Origin of the sequence: Stenotrophomonas sp. GD03680, from assembly GCF_029844625.1 — a bacterium.
Lineage (GTDB): Bacteria > Pseudomonadota > Gammaproteobacteria > Xanthomonadales > Xanthomonadaceae > Stenotrophomonas > Stenotrophomonas maltophilia_P.
This window is the reverse complement of sequence record NZ_JAOCKC010000003.1, coordinates 1-14698: the sequence shown is the minus strand read 5'-3', so window position 1 is coordinate 14698 and position 14698 is coordinate 1. Positions and strand designations below refer to the sequence as shown.

General features: G+C 68.9%; 12 protein-coding genes. 5 read left to right on the top strand and 7 right to left on the bottom strand.

The window, feature by feature from the left end:
- The first annotated feature begins 13 nt into the window (after positions 1–13).
- Both N5J29_RS04405 and N5J29_RS04400 read left to right on the top strand, forming a co-directional pair.
- Complete coding sequence (locus N5J29_RS04405; RefSeq protein WP_111187105.1) at positions 14–403, top strand: hypothetical protein; 390 nt, start codon at positions 14–16, stop codon at positions 401–403.
- A gap of 68 nt (positions 404–471) precedes the next feature.
- Complete coding sequence (locus tag N5J29_RS04400; protein ID WP_065174060.1) at positions 472–1017, top strand: glutathione peroxidase; 546 nt, start codon at positions 472–474, stop codon at positions 1015–1017.
- A gap of 57 nt (positions 1018–1074) precedes the next feature.
- Here the strand turns inward: N5J29_RS04400 and N5J29_RS04395 are convergent, their stop codons facing one another.
- Genes N5J29_RS04395 through N5J29_RS04370 form a run of 6 tightly spaced genes read right to left on the bottom strand, consistent with a single transcriptional unit; the run spans position 1075 to position 5161 of the window.
- Positions 1075–2079: a VacJ family lipoprotein gene (locus N5J29_RS04395; RefSeq protein ID WP_065174059.1), complete on the bottom strand. Its 1005-nt coding sequence runs from the start codon at positions 2077–2079 to the stop codon at positions 1075–1077.
- Position 2080: 1 nt separating this feature from the next.
- Positions 2081–2392, bottom strand: coding sequence for an STAS domain-containing protein (locus N5J29_RS04390; RefSeq protein WP_053517244.1), 312 nt, complete (start codon positions 2390–2392; stop codon positions 2081–2083).
- The gene (locus N5J29_RS04385) at positions 2382–3044 is read right to left on the bottom strand and encodes an ABC transporter substrate-binding protein (protein ID WP_053517245.1); all 663 of its coding nucleotides are present in this window, start codon (positions 3042–3044) and stop codon (positions 2382–2384) included. The genes N5J29_RS04390 and N5J29_RS04385 overlap by 11 nt, the downstream gene beginning before the upstream one ends.
- The gene (mlaD, locus tag N5J29_RS04380) at positions 3041–3565 is read right to left on the bottom strand and encodes an outer membrane lipid asymmetry maintenance protein MlaD (RefSeq protein WP_053517247.1); all 525 of its coding nucleotides are present in this window, start codon (positions 3563–3565) and stop codon (positions 3041–3043) included. Before mlaD ends, N5J29_RS04385 begins: the two co-directional genes overlap by 4 nt.
- A gap of 58 nt (positions 3566–3623) precedes the next feature.
- Positions 3624–4373: an MlaE family lipid ABC transporter permease subunit gene (locus tag N5J29_RS04375; RefSeq protein WP_053517248.1), complete on the bottom strand. Its 750-nt coding sequence runs from the start codon at positions 4371–4373 to the stop codon at positions 3624–3626.
- The gene (locus N5J29_RS04370) at positions 4373–5161 is read right to left on the bottom strand and encodes an ATP-binding cassette domain-containing protein (protein ID WP_065174056.1); all 789 of its coding nucleotides are present in this window, start codon (positions 5159–5161) and stop codon (positions 4373–4375) included. Before N5J29_RS04370 ends, N5J29_RS04375 begins: the two co-directional genes overlap by 1 nt.
- Before the next feature lie 190 nt (positions 5162–5351).
- Between N5J29_RS04370 and recC the strand changes: the two genes are divergently transcribed.
- From recC to recD, 3 genes are read left to right on the top strand one after another with little or no spacing between them, the layout of a single operon-like run.
- Positions 5352–8702: an exodeoxyribonuclease V subunit gamma gene (recC, locus tag N5J29_RS04365; protein WP_164151445.1), complete on the top strand. Its 3351-nt coding sequence runs from the start codon at positions 5352–5354 to the stop codon at positions 8700–8702.
- Complete coding sequence (gene recB, locus N5J29_RS04360) at positions 8699–12370, top strand: exodeoxyribonuclease V subunit beta (RefSeq protein ID WP_164151443.1); 3672 nt, start codon at positions 8699–8701, stop codon at positions 12368–12370. Before recC ends, recB begins: the two co-directional genes overlap by 4 nt.
- Positions 12367–14247: an exodeoxyribonuclease V subunit alpha gene (gene recD, locus N5J29_RS04355; protein WP_164151441.1), complete on the top strand. Its 1881-nt coding sequence runs from the start codon at positions 12367–12369 to the stop codon at positions 14245–14247. The genes recB and recD overlap by 4 nt, the downstream gene beginning before the upstream one ends.
- Before the next feature lie 47 nt (positions 14248–14294).
- Here the strand turns inward: recD and N5J29_RS04350 are convergent, their stop codons facing one another.
- On the bottom strand, positions 14295–14693 hold the full coding sequence (locus tag N5J29_RS04350; RefSeq protein WP_164151439.1) for a hypothetical protein: 399 nt from the start codon (positions 14691–14693) through the stop codon (positions 14295–14297).
- Positions 14694–14698: the final 5 nt, after the last annotated feature.

Below are 14698 nucleotides of genomic sequence, written 5' to 3'. Positions count from 1 at the left end.
AACAGGTACCGCCATGCGTTTCCACCTTGCCGCCAGTGCCGCCCTGGCCGCAGTGCTTGCTGCATGCAGCAGTACACCGCCTGCCACGCAGGCCGGTGATGCCCAGCCAGGCCCGGAGGCCACGCAGGCCTACCAGGACGCGCGTGATGTGGACTGCCAGGCCGCCGGCGGCACCCTGCAGCCGCTGGGACGCCTGCAGCGCCTGCAGTGCGTGATTCCATACGCCGACGCAGGAAAGACCTGCAGCAGCAAGCGTGACTGCACCGGCCAATGCCTGGCCAGCGACGGCATCGCCGCCGGCACGGCAGCCACCGGCACCTGCCAGCGTGACGTCAGCCAGAACTTCGGCTGTCGTCAGCGCATCGACGACGGCAAGGCACAGGGCACGCTCTGCGTGGATTGAGGCGTTCCGGCGCAGCCACGTGGCGCTATGCTGATGGGCCATTCCCCGCTGTTGCCGGAGCACCCCGCGTGAGCACCCCGATCCAGGACATTCCCCTCACCACCATCGACGGCCAGCCGTCCAGTCTTGCCGATTACCAGGGCAAGGTGCTGCTGCTGGTCAACGTCGCCTCCAAGTGCGGCCTGACCCCGCAGTACGAGGGCCTGCAGGCGCTGTATGCGCAGAAGCAGGCACAGGGGCTGGAAGTGCTCGGTTTCCCGGCCAACAATTTCCTTGGCCAGGAGCCGGGCAGCGAGGCGGAGATCCAGCAGTTCTGCCAGCTGACCTACGATGTCACATTCCCGATGTTCGCCAAGATCAGCGTGGCCGGCGATGACACGCACCCGCTCTACCAGCAGCTGATCGCCGCGCAGCCGCAGGCCATCGGCGAAGGCCCGCTGCGCGAGCGACTGTCCAGCAAGGAGATTCCGATCCACCCGGCGCCGGCGGTGTTGTGGAACTTCGAGAAGTTCCTGGTGGGCCGCGACGGCGCGGTCATCGCCCGCTTCGCGCCGGATGTGGCCGCCGATGATGCGCGTCTGCGCGAGGCCGTCGACGCCGCACTGGGCGCCTGATCGCCCGCAATGAAAAACCCCGCCGAGGCGGGGTTTTTCATGGGGTGCCGGCAGGACTCAGTTGCCCCACTGCGGCATCGGCATCGCATCGATCGGGATCGGCGAATTGGGATCGTCCTGGCCGCGGTTGCGCTTGCCACGCAGATCGTTCTCGATCTGGTAGTTGCGACGCTGCAGCCACGCATCACGGACCAGCGCGTACTCGTCCACCGCCGAACTGCGCAGATCGTCCACCGCCAGCAGCTGCGCGCGGCTGTCGACCAGCTGCAGGCCCTGCAGGCCGATGCGGACCTTGTCCTCTTCGATGTTGCGGATCGGCGAGAGCGGCATGTCGCCGGCCAGGCCGAACACATCACGCACGGTGCGGGGACCGAAGAACGGCAGCTCGACGTAGCGCGAGCGACGCCAGCCCCATGCACCCAGCGTCTGGCCGAAGTCTTCCTTGCGGTTGGCGACCATCGCCTTGCTGGCCGGATCGAACAGGCCACCGATACCCAGCGTCGAGTTCATCAGGAAGCGACCCAGCGTGTCCCAGGCATCATCCGGACGGCCCTGCAGCAGCTGGTTGACGATCGTTACCGGCGAGCGCAGGTTGCTGAAGAAGTTGCTCACACCGGTGCGGGCAAAGCGTGGCACCACGTGGGTGTAAGCCGTCGCCAGCGGTCGCGCGACGGCATTGTCGACCGCCACGTTGAACCGGTGCACCTTGCGGTTGAACGGTTCCCACGGGTCGTAGGCCACCGCGTTGCCGGCCGCACCGTCGGCGCCGTACAGCGCGTCGAAATCATCGTCGCCGCCGGGCTGCGCAGCGGCAGCCGAGGCACTGGTTCCAGCAGACGCGTCCGTGGCCGGAGGCGTATTGGCCGTGGCCGTTTCGCCGCTGGCCACGGGGGTGGGCTCCGCTGCCGGTGCGGGGGCATCGGTGGCGGTATCGGTGGCGGCGGTCGGGCTGGCCGGAACCAGCGTATCGGCAACCGGCGCATCGCTGCGCGCGGGCTTGCCGGCACAGGCGCTGAGCGCGGCGGCCAGGACGATCAGGGGGAGAGCGCGTACGACGTTCATGTCAGCTCGCAGCAGAAGTAGCGTTGAAATCCAGGTCGGGCGACAGCCGGTAGGCTGCGCTCAGTTCGTTGTAGCCGGCGGGCATGCCGGAGATCACCAGGGGGTGGCCGGCCTTGCGCGCGCGCGCGGCCAGCTCGGCCAGCAGGGCCAGGCCGGCGCTGTCCACGCGCTCGACCTCGCCCAGTTCCAGCCGTGCCAGCTGCGCCGGCAACGCCTGCAGCTGCGGCCACAGGGCAATCACTGCGGCACGATCCAGCGCCCCGCGCAGGCGCAGGGTACCGCCTTCCAGCAGTGCCAGCGCGTTACTTGCCATTGCCGGCCGGTCCGGCCTGGATGCTGCCGCTGTGCAGTTCGTTGGCCACCTGTCGGATGCCCTTCTGGCGCAGGGGACTGTCGAACTGGTTGCGGAAGGTCTGCACGTAGGAGATGCCCTCGATGTTGACGTCGAAGATCTTCCACTGGCCGTTCACGTTGCGCATCCAGTACTCGACGGGCGTCGGTTCGTTGCCCGCACGCACCAGCTCGGTGCTCACGCGCACGCCGCGGTTGCCGGGCAGCGGGCTTTCACCCTTCAGGCGGAAGCTCGGCCTGCCCTGGATGTTCAGCAGGGCCGAACCGTAGCGCTGCATCAGGCTGTCGGCCATCGCATCGGCGAACAGCTTGATGTCCGCATCCGACGCGCCGCGTGCATGCGTGCCCAGCACCAGGCGCGCCGCGTAGTCGCGGTCGAAGGTGCGGTTCAGTTCGCTGTCGATGTAGGAGCGCAGGCTGGACGGATTGCTGCTGAACTCGCTCTTGCGCTGCTGCAGGGTGGACAGGATGCGGCTGCTGGCATCGATCACCACTTTGCCGGCCTGGGCCTGCGGAGCGGCGGCAGCGGGGGCCGCGGCCTGCGCCTGGGCGAGCAACGGGGTCGCCAGCAGCAGCGAGGACGCGAGCAGGGCCGGGATCAGTTTCATCTTCATGGTTGCGGTTCCTTTGCAGGCGCCTGTGCGCCATCGTTGGGCTTCGGGTCTGCGCCGCCGCCGGCGCCGCCACTGAACATGTACTTGCCGACCAGCTGGATCAGGTCCACTGCCGGCTGGGTGAAGACGATCTCCTCACCGGGCTTGAGCACTTCCGGATCACCACCGGGCTGAAGACCGATATAGCTCTCGCCCAGCAAACCACTGGTGAAGATGCCGGCCGAGGTATCCGCCGGCAGGTCCTTGACCTTGCTGTCCATGCGCAGGGTCACGATGGATTCGAACTTGACCGGGTCCAGGTCGATCGCGGCAACCTGGCCGACGGTAACGCCGCCGATCTTGACCGGCGCCTGCTTGCGCAGCTGGCCGACCTGGGAGAAGCGCGCCTTCAGCTCGTAGCCGTCACCGCCCCAGCTCCAGCGCTGGTTGGTGGAAGCCACGGCCAGCACCAGCAGCGACGCCAGGGCCAGCAGCAGGAATGCGCCGACGGAGAATTCGAGTCTGGGACCGCGGATGGCCATGGGGAGTACCTGATCGAGTCGTTGTGGCCGCGCGCACCGCGCACCGCCGATGGAAGGGTTAGGTGAACAGCATTGCCGACAGCACGAAGTTGAACATCAGCACCAGCAGGGAGGCATTGACCACCGCACGGGTGGTGGCCACCGAAGTGCCTTCGATGGTCGGCTCGGCGTGGAAACCGACATAGGCGGCGACCAGGGCTGCAGTGCCGCCGAAGATCGCCGACTTCAGCATCGCCACGCCGAAATCGTCCCAGAAGTCGACACTGTTGCGCAGCGCCGACCAGAACACGCCATTGTCCAGGCCGAGCACGTGCACCGCTTCGAAGTAGCTGGCGCTGATCGCCAGCGAACAGAAGATGCCGGTCAGCAGCGGCACGGTCAGCACGGCTGCCCAGAAGCGCGGCGCCACGGCCTTGGCCACCGGGTCGATCGCCATCAGCTCCAGTGCCTTGATCTGGTCGGTGGCGCGCATCAGGCCCAGTTCGGCGGCGATCGAGCTGCCGGCACGGCCGATGAACAGCAGCGCGGTCAGCACCGGGGCCAGTTCACGGTAGAGCGACAAGCCGAGCAGGGTCGACAGGGCATCGGCCGCGCCGAAGGTGGTCAGCGTGCGGTAGCCCTGCAGGGTCAACACCAGACCGACGAAGGCGCCGCCGACAGCGATGATCGGCAGCGAGCGCGCGCCGATCTTGTAGATCTCGCGGGTCAGTTCGCTCAGGAAATCACGGGTCGGCAGCGAACCGCGCAGCACGGTCAGCGAGAACAGGCCGGCGCGGCCCAGCGAGCGGGTGGCTTGGATGAAGGGCATCAGGCGACCCTCGCGCGCGGCTCGGCGTCGAACGGGATGGGGCCATCGGGCTGGCCGTGCAGGAACTGACGCAGCAACGGGTCCTGGCTGGACTGCAGCGCGTCGGGCGTGCCCTGGAAGACGATGCCGCCGTTGGCGATGGCGATCACCTGGTCGCAGATCGGCAGCGTCTCGTGCACGTGGTGGCTGACGATGATGCTGGTCAGTCCCAGGCTGTGGTTGAGACGCTGGATCAGGCTCATGATCACCCCGGACGCGATCGGGTCCAGCCCGGTCAGCGGCTCGTCATAGATCATCAGCGGCGGATCCAGCGCCAGCGCACGGGCCAGCGCCACGCGGCGCGCCATGCCGCCGGACAGCTCGCGCGGCCAAGCATCGGCCGCGGCCAGCAATCCCACCGCGTGCAGCTTCATCTGCACCAGCCGGCGCAGCACCGCCGCCGGCAGGCGGGTGTGGGTGCGCAGCGGCAGGGCGACGTTCTCTGCCACGGTGAGGTCGGTCAGCAGGCCATTGCCCTGCAGCAGGACGCCGACGCTCTTGCGCATCTCCAGCAGCTCGGCGCTGCGGTGCGGGATCGGCTTGCCGAACAGGGTGATATCGCCGGCCGCTGGGCGCAGTTCGCCGGTCAGCGCGGCCAGCAGGGTCGACTTGCCGCTGCCGGAGGGACCGAGCACGGCGGTGATGCTGCCCTTCGGCACCTGCAGGGAAACGTCGCGCAGGATCGTGCGTCCGCTCCGGTCGATGCGGACGTTGGACAACTGCACCAGACTGGAGGTGGAAGCCGACATGGGCACCATTAACATTTTTTCGACATCGAAGGATCGGGTCAGCCGGCTGAACATAAGCAGACTGGACGGTGCAGTATTGTGGCACGGCAGGGCCCCGGGCAGGTCGGGACAATCGCCGGGCGACCCGGAACAATCCGTGCCGGTGACAGGTTTGACCATTGAATACTGCCAGCCGTGCTGCACACTGTGCATGATGAGTGACCCGGGCAGCGACTTCCGCCTCTACCATTCCAACTCGCTGGATGTGCTGGCCGCGCTGCTGGCACGCAACGTCCGTGCGCCGATGCCAGGGCAGCCGCTGCTCGCACCGGACGTGGTGCTGATCCCGCAGGTGGCGATGCGGCGCTGGCTGCAGGCGACATTGGCCGCCGAATACGGTGTCGCCGCCAACCTCGAATTCCTCACCCCGGGTGAGTTCGTCGCCCGTGCGCTCAACGCCAACGTCGATGGCGAAGCCGACGATCTCGATGCTGCCGGCCTGCACTGGCGGCTGTACCGGGCGCTGCGCGATCCGGCGCTGCTCGGGCAACCACCGATGCGCGCGCTGCAGTCCTATCTTGCCGGCAGCGATGGGCTGAAACCCTGGGCCCTGGCCGGCGAGCTGGCGTCGGTGTTCGAGAAATACCAGGCCTGGCGGCGCGACTGGCTGCTGCGCTGGGAGGCCGGGGCCGACCCGGCCGATCCCCAGGCGATCCTGTGGCGCGCCGTTGCCGGTGGGCATGGCTACCGCGCGCGCCGCATCCAGACCTACCTGGACCGCTTCGAGGGTGCCGGCCAGCCATTGCCGCAGGGGTTGCCGCCGCGCATGTCCGCATTCGCGACGCTCAACATCTCCCCGGACGTGCTGCGGGTCATGGCGACCCAGGCGCGGGTGGGCGAACTGCATTTCTACCTGCCCACCCCGGTGCAGTCGTACTGGGGCGACCTGCAGACCCTGGCCGAGCGGCTGCGCAGCGGCGCTCCCGATCCCTTCGGCGAAGCGGCGGGAGAAAACCGCCTGCTGGAAGCCTGGGGCGCAGCCGGCCGCGACTTCATGGCGGTGCTGGGCAGCTATGAAGTGGTACACCCGGCCGGTGAGATCGCCGCCTACATCGACCCGGAAGACGACGCGCGGCCGACGATGGCCGACGGCGGCCTGTCCGACAGCCTGCTGCACCGCCTGCAGCGCGATCTGTTCCACCGTCGGGCGCTGCCGTCCGGCGAACTGCGTGATGGCCTGGCCGGCGATGATCCCAGCCTGCAGGTGCACGCCTGCCACACCCGCCTGCGCGAACTGCAGGTCCTGCACGACCAGCTGCGTGGCCTGCTTGAGGATGACCGCTTCGACCCGCCGCTGCAGGCCCGCGAGATCGCCGTGCTGGCGCCGGACATCGATCCCTACGTGCCCTACCTGGAGGCCGTGTTCGGTGGCCGCGGTGGCGAGGACGACCACATTCCCTACGCGTTGGCCGACAGCAGTCCGCTGGCGGGCGAACCGCTGGCCGATGTGTTCGTGCACCTGATTGGCCTGCCGGTCTCGCGGTTCGGGCTGAATGAAATGCTGGACCTGCTGGCCAGCGCGCCCCTGGCCGAGGCAGCCGGACTGGACGCGACCGACTTCGACCGCCTGCATGGCTGGCTGCAGCAGGCGGGCGCACGCTGGGGGCTGGATGCGGACCATCGCGCCCGGCACGGCGCGCCGCCGGATGATGCCTACACCTGGCAGTTCGCGCTGGATCGTCTGCTGCTGGGCCATGCCACCGGCAGCGATGCCGACCTGGCCGGCGTCGCGCCGTGGACCGGGCTGGAAGGTGGCGCGCTGGATGCGCTGGACCGCCTGCTGCGCCTGCTGCGGGTACTGGCCGTCTACCAGCGCCGTCTTGGCGAGACGTTGACTCCGGCGCAGTGGCGGCAGCGCCTGCTGTCGCTGCTGGATGCGCTGCTGCCGACCCCGCCCGGCTCACCCAACAGCCAGCGCGCGCTGGAGCGGCTGCGCAAACTGCTCAACCAGTTCGCCGAAGACGCGGACAAGGCCGGCTTCAGCGACGGGGTGCCTCCCGAAGTGATACGTGCGCATTTCGCCTCCGCCCTGGCCGAAGCCGACACGCGTGCACCGCTGCTGACCGGCGGCATCAGCTTCGGCCGCATGGTGCCGATGCGATTGCTGCCGTTCCGGGTGATCTGCGTACTCGGCCTCAATGATGGCGATTTCCCGCGTCGCGATCCGGCGGCCGGCCTGAACCAGCTCACCGCCGAACTGGACACGCCCCGACGCCGCCCGGGCGACCGTTCCACCCGCGAGGACGATCGCTTCCTGTTCCTGCAGCTGTTCGCCGCCGCACAGGACGTGTTCTACCTCAGTTACCTCGGCGCCGATCCGCGCGATGGCAGCGTGCGGGAACCGTCGGTGCTGGTCAGCGAGCTGATCGACGCCGTGGCGGCCTACCACCTCGATCCAGCCGCCGCCGCCGCGGCATTCACGGTCCGCCACGCGCTGCAGCCGTTCTCCCCCGCCGCGTTCGGCGATGGCGACCCGCGTCGCTTCAGCTACCGCCGGCAATGGCATCCCGCAGCCGGTCGCCTGGCCGGGCAGCGTGGCGGGCTGTCGCCGTGGTTCGACGCGGCGGCGCTGCCGCCGCCGGTCGAAGCTGCGGTGGAAGAGGAACTGTCTCTGGAAAGCCTGCGCCGTTTTCTGTGCGATCCGGCTGGGCAGTTCCTGTCGCAGTCTCTGGGCCTTCGACTGGCCGATGAGGTCGAGGACGTCGTCGATCTGGAGCCGCTGGTGCTGTCCGCGCGAGGGCCGGACACGCGCAGTGTGCAGGCCGCGGTGGTGCGTGCCACCCTCACCGGCGATGACGACCCGCTCTACCCGAGGCTGCGCGCACGCGCGCTGGTGCCATCCGGCGCGCTGGGCGAGCGGCAGTTTGAGGTGGAACAATCGAAGACCCGCCCCTATGCCGACGCAATGCTGGGCTGGATGCAGGGCGTACAGCCGGAAAGCCGCCGCTATGAGGTCCAGATCGACGGCGTGCGCCTGCACGGCCGGGTTGCCGATCGCCATCCCGGTGGTCTGGTGCGGCTGCGCGCGGGCACGCTCAACGGCAACGCGGTGATCCGCCAGGGGCTGGACTGGCTGCTGGCCAATGCGGCAGGCGACGCGTTGCCGCTGGTCCAGTTCCACGACGGTGGTGACGCCGGTCAGGGTCCGCACGTCCTGCCGGCACTGTCCGTGCCCGCGGCGCGGGCCGCCCTGCGCGCGCTGCTGCAGCTGCGCCGGCGTGGCCTGCGTGAGCCGTTGTGGTTCGCTCCCTACACCGGCTGGGTGCTGTATACGACCAGCGGTGAGAAACAGCGCAGCGAGGGCTGGAAGCAGTGGCATGGCAGCGACCGCAGCTGGGGCGAATCCCGCAGTGACGCCTGGCAGTTGCTGATGCGCGGTGCCGATCCCTTCGCAGACGATGCCCGGTATGCCGAGCTGCTGCACAACAGCCAGGTGGTGTTCGGCGCGCTGCGCGAAGGCCGCGTGCCCGGCGCCGGTTCACATACAGAGGTCACCGGATGAACGCTACCGTGGCAGGCAGCCCCATCGAACATCCCGGTATCGACCCGTATCTCGCACTGCCCCTGGATGGCGTCCGCCTGATCGAAGCCAGTGCCGGCACCGGCAAGACCTTCACCCTGGCCACGCTGTTCACCCGGCTCGTGGTCGAGCAGGGCCTGCGTATCGGCCAGATCCTGGCGGTGACCTTCACCGATGCCGCGACCCAGGAACTGCGCAAGCGCATCCGTGAGCGACTGGCGCTGGCCGCGCGGATGGTTGACCTGCCTCCGGGCGACGGCGAGGCACCCGACATGCGGTTGACCCGGCAGATCCTGTGGCGCCATCTCGATGCCGGCAATGAGAGCGCGGCGGCGCTGAAGCGTCGCCTGCAGGTCGCTGCCGACGAAATCGATCTGGCCGCGATCTTCACCATCCACGGCTTCTGCACCCGCGTGCTGCGCGAGCACGCACTGGAGAGCGGCCACACCTTCGATCCTCCGGAGCTGCTGACCAGCGACCGCGAGCTGATGGAGGAACTGGCGGCTGACCTGTGGCGCGTGCACGCCAACGATCCGGCCACACTGGAGCCGCTGACCTTGTTGTGGTCGAGCCCGGACGCACTGGCAGGCGACCTGCGCGCGCTGCTGGCCGCACCGCCGCTGCATCCATTGCCATTGCCGACGCTGCCGGACGATCCGCGGCCGCGGATGCTGCAGGCCGCGCAGGTCCTCGCGTCCGCCATCGACTCCGGTCTTGATGCGGCCCGTGGGCAGATCGCCACGGCGTTCGAGAAGAAGGTCTTCGATGGACGTCGTGCCAAGCGGCCGAGCTTCGACAAGGCATTCTCCACCCTGGTCGCCGGGCAGGCCGGCGCGGACTGGTCACGCGATGGAAAACTCCATCTGGAGAAGCTGCTGCCCACTTCGATGCAGGCGCTCTGCCGGGACGATCAGCAGGGCGCATGCCCGGATGCACCCCTCTTCGACGCATTGCAGGCCTGGTGGGATGCCGCCGACGTGGTCATGTCGTGGCTTCGCCAGCGCGCGATCCGCTTCCTGCACGCCCTGCGCGCCGAAGCCGCGCAGCGACTGGCCCTGTTGAAACAGACGCGACGGGTGCAGACCTACGATGACCTGATCGACGGCGTGGCGCTTGCCCTGCAGGGGCCGCAACGGCTGACGCTGGTGCAACGGCTGCGCGCGCAGTACCGCATTGCCCTGGTCGATGAATTCCAGGATACCGATGACCGTCAATGGGGCATCTTCCACACCCTGTTCGGCGATTCGCCGGAGGTGCGCGAACTGGGACTGGCGCCAGCGCTGTTCCTGATCGGCGATCCGAAGCAGGCGATCTATGGCTTCCGCGGCGGCGACATCCATACCTACCTCAAGGCCAGGCAGGTTGCGCAGCCTGCGCCGGCACTGGACCAGAATTTCCGCTCGCGGCCTGCGCTGCTGCGCGTGCTGCAGATGCTGTACGACAACGGTGAGGACGCCTTCCTCGAGCGTGACATCCGCTTCGAGCCGGTGCGGCCGGGCGGCGTACGTGCAGATGCGGATTACCAGCGTGATGGCCATGCCGCCGCAGCCCTGACCCTGCGCGTGCTGCGCAGCGGCGGTGACAGGCCGCTGGCTGCCGATGCCTCCCGCGAGGCAGCGACGCGGGCCTGTGTGGCCGCCATTCACCAGGTGCTGGTGGACGCGCGCGCCGGCAGGGCCCTGCTGCGTGGTCGCCCGGTGCAGCCGGCTGACATCGCCGTGCTGGTGCGTTCGCATCGCGAGGCCACGCTTGTACAGCGTGCGCTGGCGGCTGTTGGAATTCCCGCGGTGGCAGCCGGCAGGCAGAGCCTGTTCGCCACCAGCGAAGCCCGCGACCTGCGCGCGCTGCTGCTGGCCCTGCTGCAACCGGCCGACGAAGGCCGCCTGCGTACCGCGCTGGCCACCGTGCTGCTCGGCCAGCCTGCCAGTGCGATCGCAGCGATGGAACACGAAGGCGACCTGCAGCGGGGATTCCAGGCGCAGCTGCTGCACTGGCGCGAACGATGGCAGCGCGGCGGCCCGTTCGCGGTGATCGCCGACGTCTGCGCCGCACAGGGCGAACGCCTGCTGGCGCTGATCGATGGCGAGCGCCGGCTGACCAATTACCTCCAGCTCGGCGAGCTGCTGCAGGAGGCGTCGGCACAGGCGCTGGGCATGCATGGCCTGCTGGACTGGCTGCAGGGCCGGATGGCCAGCGCCGACCAGGACGATGAGCAGCAGCTGCTGCGCCTGGAATCGGACGCGCGCCGTGTGCAGATCATCACCCTGCACAAGAGCAAGGGCCTGGAATACCCCTTGGTGTTCCTGCCGTTCGTGGGCATCGAGCGCGGCGCGAACAACAGCGCTGCACACTGCACCGTGCATCTGGACGGCGAGCGCCAGCTGCACTGGAAGCTCGACAGGGACGAGGTGTGGGACGCCGTCAGCCGCCAGGCGCGGCACGAACAGCAGGCAGAGGACGCGCGCCTGCTGTACGTCGGCATGACCCGAGCCGAGCACGCGCTGTGGATCGCCATCGGTGACCTGGCCGGTCTTGCCAGGACCCCACTGGCGCCGTTGCTGGGCGACCTGCAGGCCCTGCGTGGGTGCGCCGATGTGCAGGTCGACGACAGCGAGCCGGTGGCGCAGCTGCCGCAGCTGGCGGTGGAAATGGACGGCGAACTTCCGGCAGTGCGCACGCAGGCGCGTCGCGTGCCCCACGACTGGTGGGTATACAGCTTCACCCAGCTGGCCCATGCCGATGCCGGCAGTGGCAGTGACATCGAGGCGGCCGCCACCGAACTTCCGGCGCCGGCGGCCGACGAACCGGTTGGCGCAGAGCTGCCCCTGGAGCCCGCGCTGCCGGATCCTGCCGCGACCGAAGAGGCCGCGCCGGTCGACCCGCGTTTCATGGGCAGCCGCTTCGGCAACGTGCTGCACGAAGCGATGGAGAACGTCGACTTCGCCGCATGGGGCGCCTGGCAGCCTGGCCAGGAAGCGCCGGAAGGCCAGGCCGCCGTGCTGCGCAAGGCATTGCGCGAAGAGGGCTATGCAGATGCGGACCTGGATGACGGCATCGCGGTGCTGGTGCCACTGGTCGGCCAGACCCTCATCGCGGAGCTGCCGGAGGGCGGCGCGCTGTACAGCGTGCCCGCGCAGGATCGTCGTGCCGAGATCGACTTCCACTTCGCCATCGAGCCGACCGCTGTGCCGGCGCTGCTGGATGTACTGCATGCCCATGGCATCGCCAGCGCGCGCCGGGGCTTCGGCCAGCGCCGCCGGCTGGAAGGACTGATGACCGGCATGATCGACCTCACCTACGTGCGCGATGGCCGCTGGTACGTGCTCGATTACAAATCCAACCGGCTGCCGGGCTACAGCCCCGACCTGCTGGCCATCGCCATGCGCCACAGCGAGTACGACCTGCAGGCCCTGATCTATACCGTCGCGCTGCATCGCTGGCTGCGCTTCCGGCTGGGGGCGGCCTACCGCTACGAACGCGACATGGGCGGCATCCGCTATCTGTTCTGCCGCGGCCTGGATGGCACTGGCAATGGTGTCTACACCGATCGTTTCCCGCTCGAACTGGTGGACGCGCTCGATGCGTTGTTCGCCGGAGGCAGGCAGGCCCAGGCCGAGCTGGCGGCACGCGCGCTTGGAGCCAGCGCATGAGCCTGCTCAGGGATCTGTACCGCAATGGCCAGCTGCGGACGATCGACCACGCCTTGGCCACCGGCCTGCAGCGCCTGCGCACGGACACCCCGGAGGACGTGGCCCTGGCGGCGGCCCTGGCCTCGCTGGCGGTATCGCTGGGGCATGCCGGTTTCGATCCGGCGCAGCCGCACCGGCTGCTGGAAGGCGTATCCGCCTGGCCGGCGCCGCAATCCTGGATCGAGCAGCTGCGCGCCTCGCCCTGGGTCGCGACCCCCGGGCGCGCCGATGCTGTCGCAGATGACGCCCCGCTGGTGATGGAGAATGGCCTGCTGTACCTGCGCCGCTATCGCGAGTACGAGCGGCAGCTGGCGGCAGGCCTGCAGCGCATCGGCGGCCATCCGCTGCCGGCGCCGGATCTGCCCGCGTTGGCGCCTCTGTTCGCACGGCTGTTCCCGCAGGCCCGGGATGCCGAGGATCATCAGGCGCGCGCGGCAGGCGTGACCCTGCGTCATCCCTTGGCGCTGGTGACCGGAGGACCCGGCACCGGCAAGACCACCACCATCGCGCGCCTGCTGCTGTTGCTGGCTGCGCAGGCAGCGCATGCCGGCCAGCCACCGCCGAAGGTGGCCTTGGCCGCACCGACCGGCCGCGCCGCAGAGCGGATGGCTGAAAGCCTGCGTCTGGCCGTGCAGCGGTTGCAGGAGGAGGGCCTGGACCCGGCGCTGTGCGCCGCATTGCCTACCACCGGTACCACCCTGCATCGCCTGCTGGGCGTCATTCCCGACTCGCCCCGTTTCCGCCACCACGCCGATAATCCGCTGCCGCTGGATGTGGTGGTGATCGACGAAGCGTCGATGATCGATCTGCCGATGATGGCCAAGCTGGTCGATGCCATCGCCAGCGGCACCCGCCTGATCCTGCTCGGTGATCCTGACCAGCTGCCCTCGGTCGAAGCCGGCGACGTGCTGGGCGCGATCCTGCGAGCCAGCGGTGATGGCATGGGCACGCGCGTCGATGATGCACTGGCGTTGCAGGGGATGTTGGCGGCACCAGCATTGCAGCCGCCGGCGCCGGTCCATGCATTCACCGGTCGGCGGGTGCAGCTGCAGCGCGGTTACCGGCAGAGCGACGCATTGGATCTGGCACCGTTGGCGCGTGCCGTCCGCGATGGCGACAGCGTCACCACGCTGCGACTGCTGCGCAGTGGCGAACTGTCGGGAGTCCGCTTCCACGAAGGGGAGCCGGATCCGCTGCGTGACCAGCGTGAGCATCTGCTGGGCCGCTGGCGTGCATTGGCCGATATCCGGGACCCGGTCCTGGCACTGCAGCAGGCCGGCCGCCTGCGCGTGCTGACCGCGCTGCGTGAAGGGCCGCAGGGAGCCCGTGGCCTCAACGAGCGGATCGAACAGCTGCTGGCCGGCACCACCCCGGGCTACTTCCAGGGGCGCCTGCTGCTGGTAACCGAGAACAGCTATCGGCATCGCTTGTTCAACGGCGATGTCGGCATCTGCCTGCGCGACAGCACGGGCGCGATGGTGGCGTGGTTCCCCGGCGACACCGCCGATCAGCCGCGCGCCTTCCATCCGGCCGCATTGCCGGCGCACGAGAGCGCGTTCGCAATGACCGTGCACAAGGCACAGGGCTCGGAGTTCGATGAGGTCTGGCTGCAACTGCCACGGCAGGACAGTCGCGTGCTGTCGCGCGAGCTGATCTACACCGGGCTGACCCGTGCCCGCCAGGTCCTGCATGTGGCGGCCAGTGCCGATGTGCTGCAGGCCGCGCTCAAGCGCCATGCCAGTCGAATCGGCGGCCTGGCCTGGCGGCTGGGTGCAGAAGAGGTGGCCGAACAACCAGCGGGCATGGAACAGCCCACGGTGCAGGGCCAGTTGTTCTGAACCGGGGTCGGATCCCCTTCCCAACGGGAACGGGATCCGACCCGGCGTCATTCCGCGATCAGCACCAGGCCATCGGGGAAGACGATGGCCGCTTCATCCGCGCTGACATCAAAGAAGCCCACCCCGTGCTCCTCCGCAAGGTCCTGTACCCGGCCGTGCGCACGCTCGGCCACGGAGTAGGCAAACGCACCGTAGATGACGTGCCGGCCGATGCTGTAGTCGGTGACCTCGGCGCGATCGTCCCCATCGTTGCTCAGCGGACCATTCAAGGGCGGGAACTCCTGTGCCATCGCGGCGAACCAGCCCTGCAGTGCCGGACTGCTGACCACCGGATCGTCGTACTCGTGGTTCTCGCCCCAGGCGGTCTGCTTCTCGAACCAGGCGATGAACGCTGCCGCCTCACGCGGGGCGACGCTGGCCTCGAACACCATCATGTCGTAACTCATTGAAC

What these genes read in the sequence shown, in the direction of transcription:
- N5J29_RS04405 (WP_111187105.1), top strand. Translation starts at nt 14, where the DNA reads ATGCGTTTCCACCTTGCCGCCAGTGCCGCCCTGGCCGCAGTGCTTGCT.
- N5J29_RS04370 (WP_065174056.1), bottom strand. Translation starts at nt 5,161, where the DNA reads ATGTCGGCTTCCACCTCCAGTCTGGTGCAGTTGTCCAACGTCCGCATC.
- N5J29_RS04395 (WP_065174059.1), bottom strand. Translation starts at nt 2,079, where the DNA reads ATGAACGTCGTACGCGCTCTCCCCCTGATCGTCCTGGCCGCCGCGCTC.
- N5J29_RS04390 (WP_053517244.1), bottom strand. Translation starts at nt 2,392, where the DNA reads ATGGCAAGTAACGCGCTGGCACTGCTGGAAGGCGGTACCCTGCGCCTG.
- mlaD (WP_053517247.1), bottom strand. Translation starts at nt 3,565, where the DNA reads ATGGCCATCCGCGGTCCCAGACTCGAATTCTCCGTCGGCGCATTCCTG.
- recC (WP_164151445.1), top strand. Translation starts at nt 5,352, where the DNA reads ATGATGAGTGACCCGGGCAGCGACTTCCGCCTCTACCATTCCAACTCG.
- recD (WP_164151441.1), top strand. Translation starts at nt 12,367, where the DNA reads ATGAGCCTGCTCAGGGATCTGTACCGCAATGGCCAGCTGCGGACGATC.
- recB (WP_164151443.1), top strand. Translation starts at nt 8,699, where the DNA reads ATGAACGCTACCGTGGCAGGCAGCCCCATCGAACATCCCGGTATCGAC.
- N5J29_RS04375 (WP_053517248.1), bottom strand. Translation starts at nt 4,373, where the DNA reads ATGCCCTTCATCCAAGCCACCCGCTCGCTGGGCCGCGCCGGCCTGTTC.
- N5J29_RS04385 (WP_053517245.1), bottom strand. Translation starts at nt 3,044, where the DNA reads ATGAAGATGAAACTGATCCCGGCCCTGCTCGCGTCCTCGCTGCTGCTG.
- N5J29_RS04350 (WP_164151439.1), bottom strand. Translation starts at nt 14,693, where the DNA reads ATGAGTTACGACATGATGGTGTTCGAGGCCAGCGTCGCCCCGCGTGAG.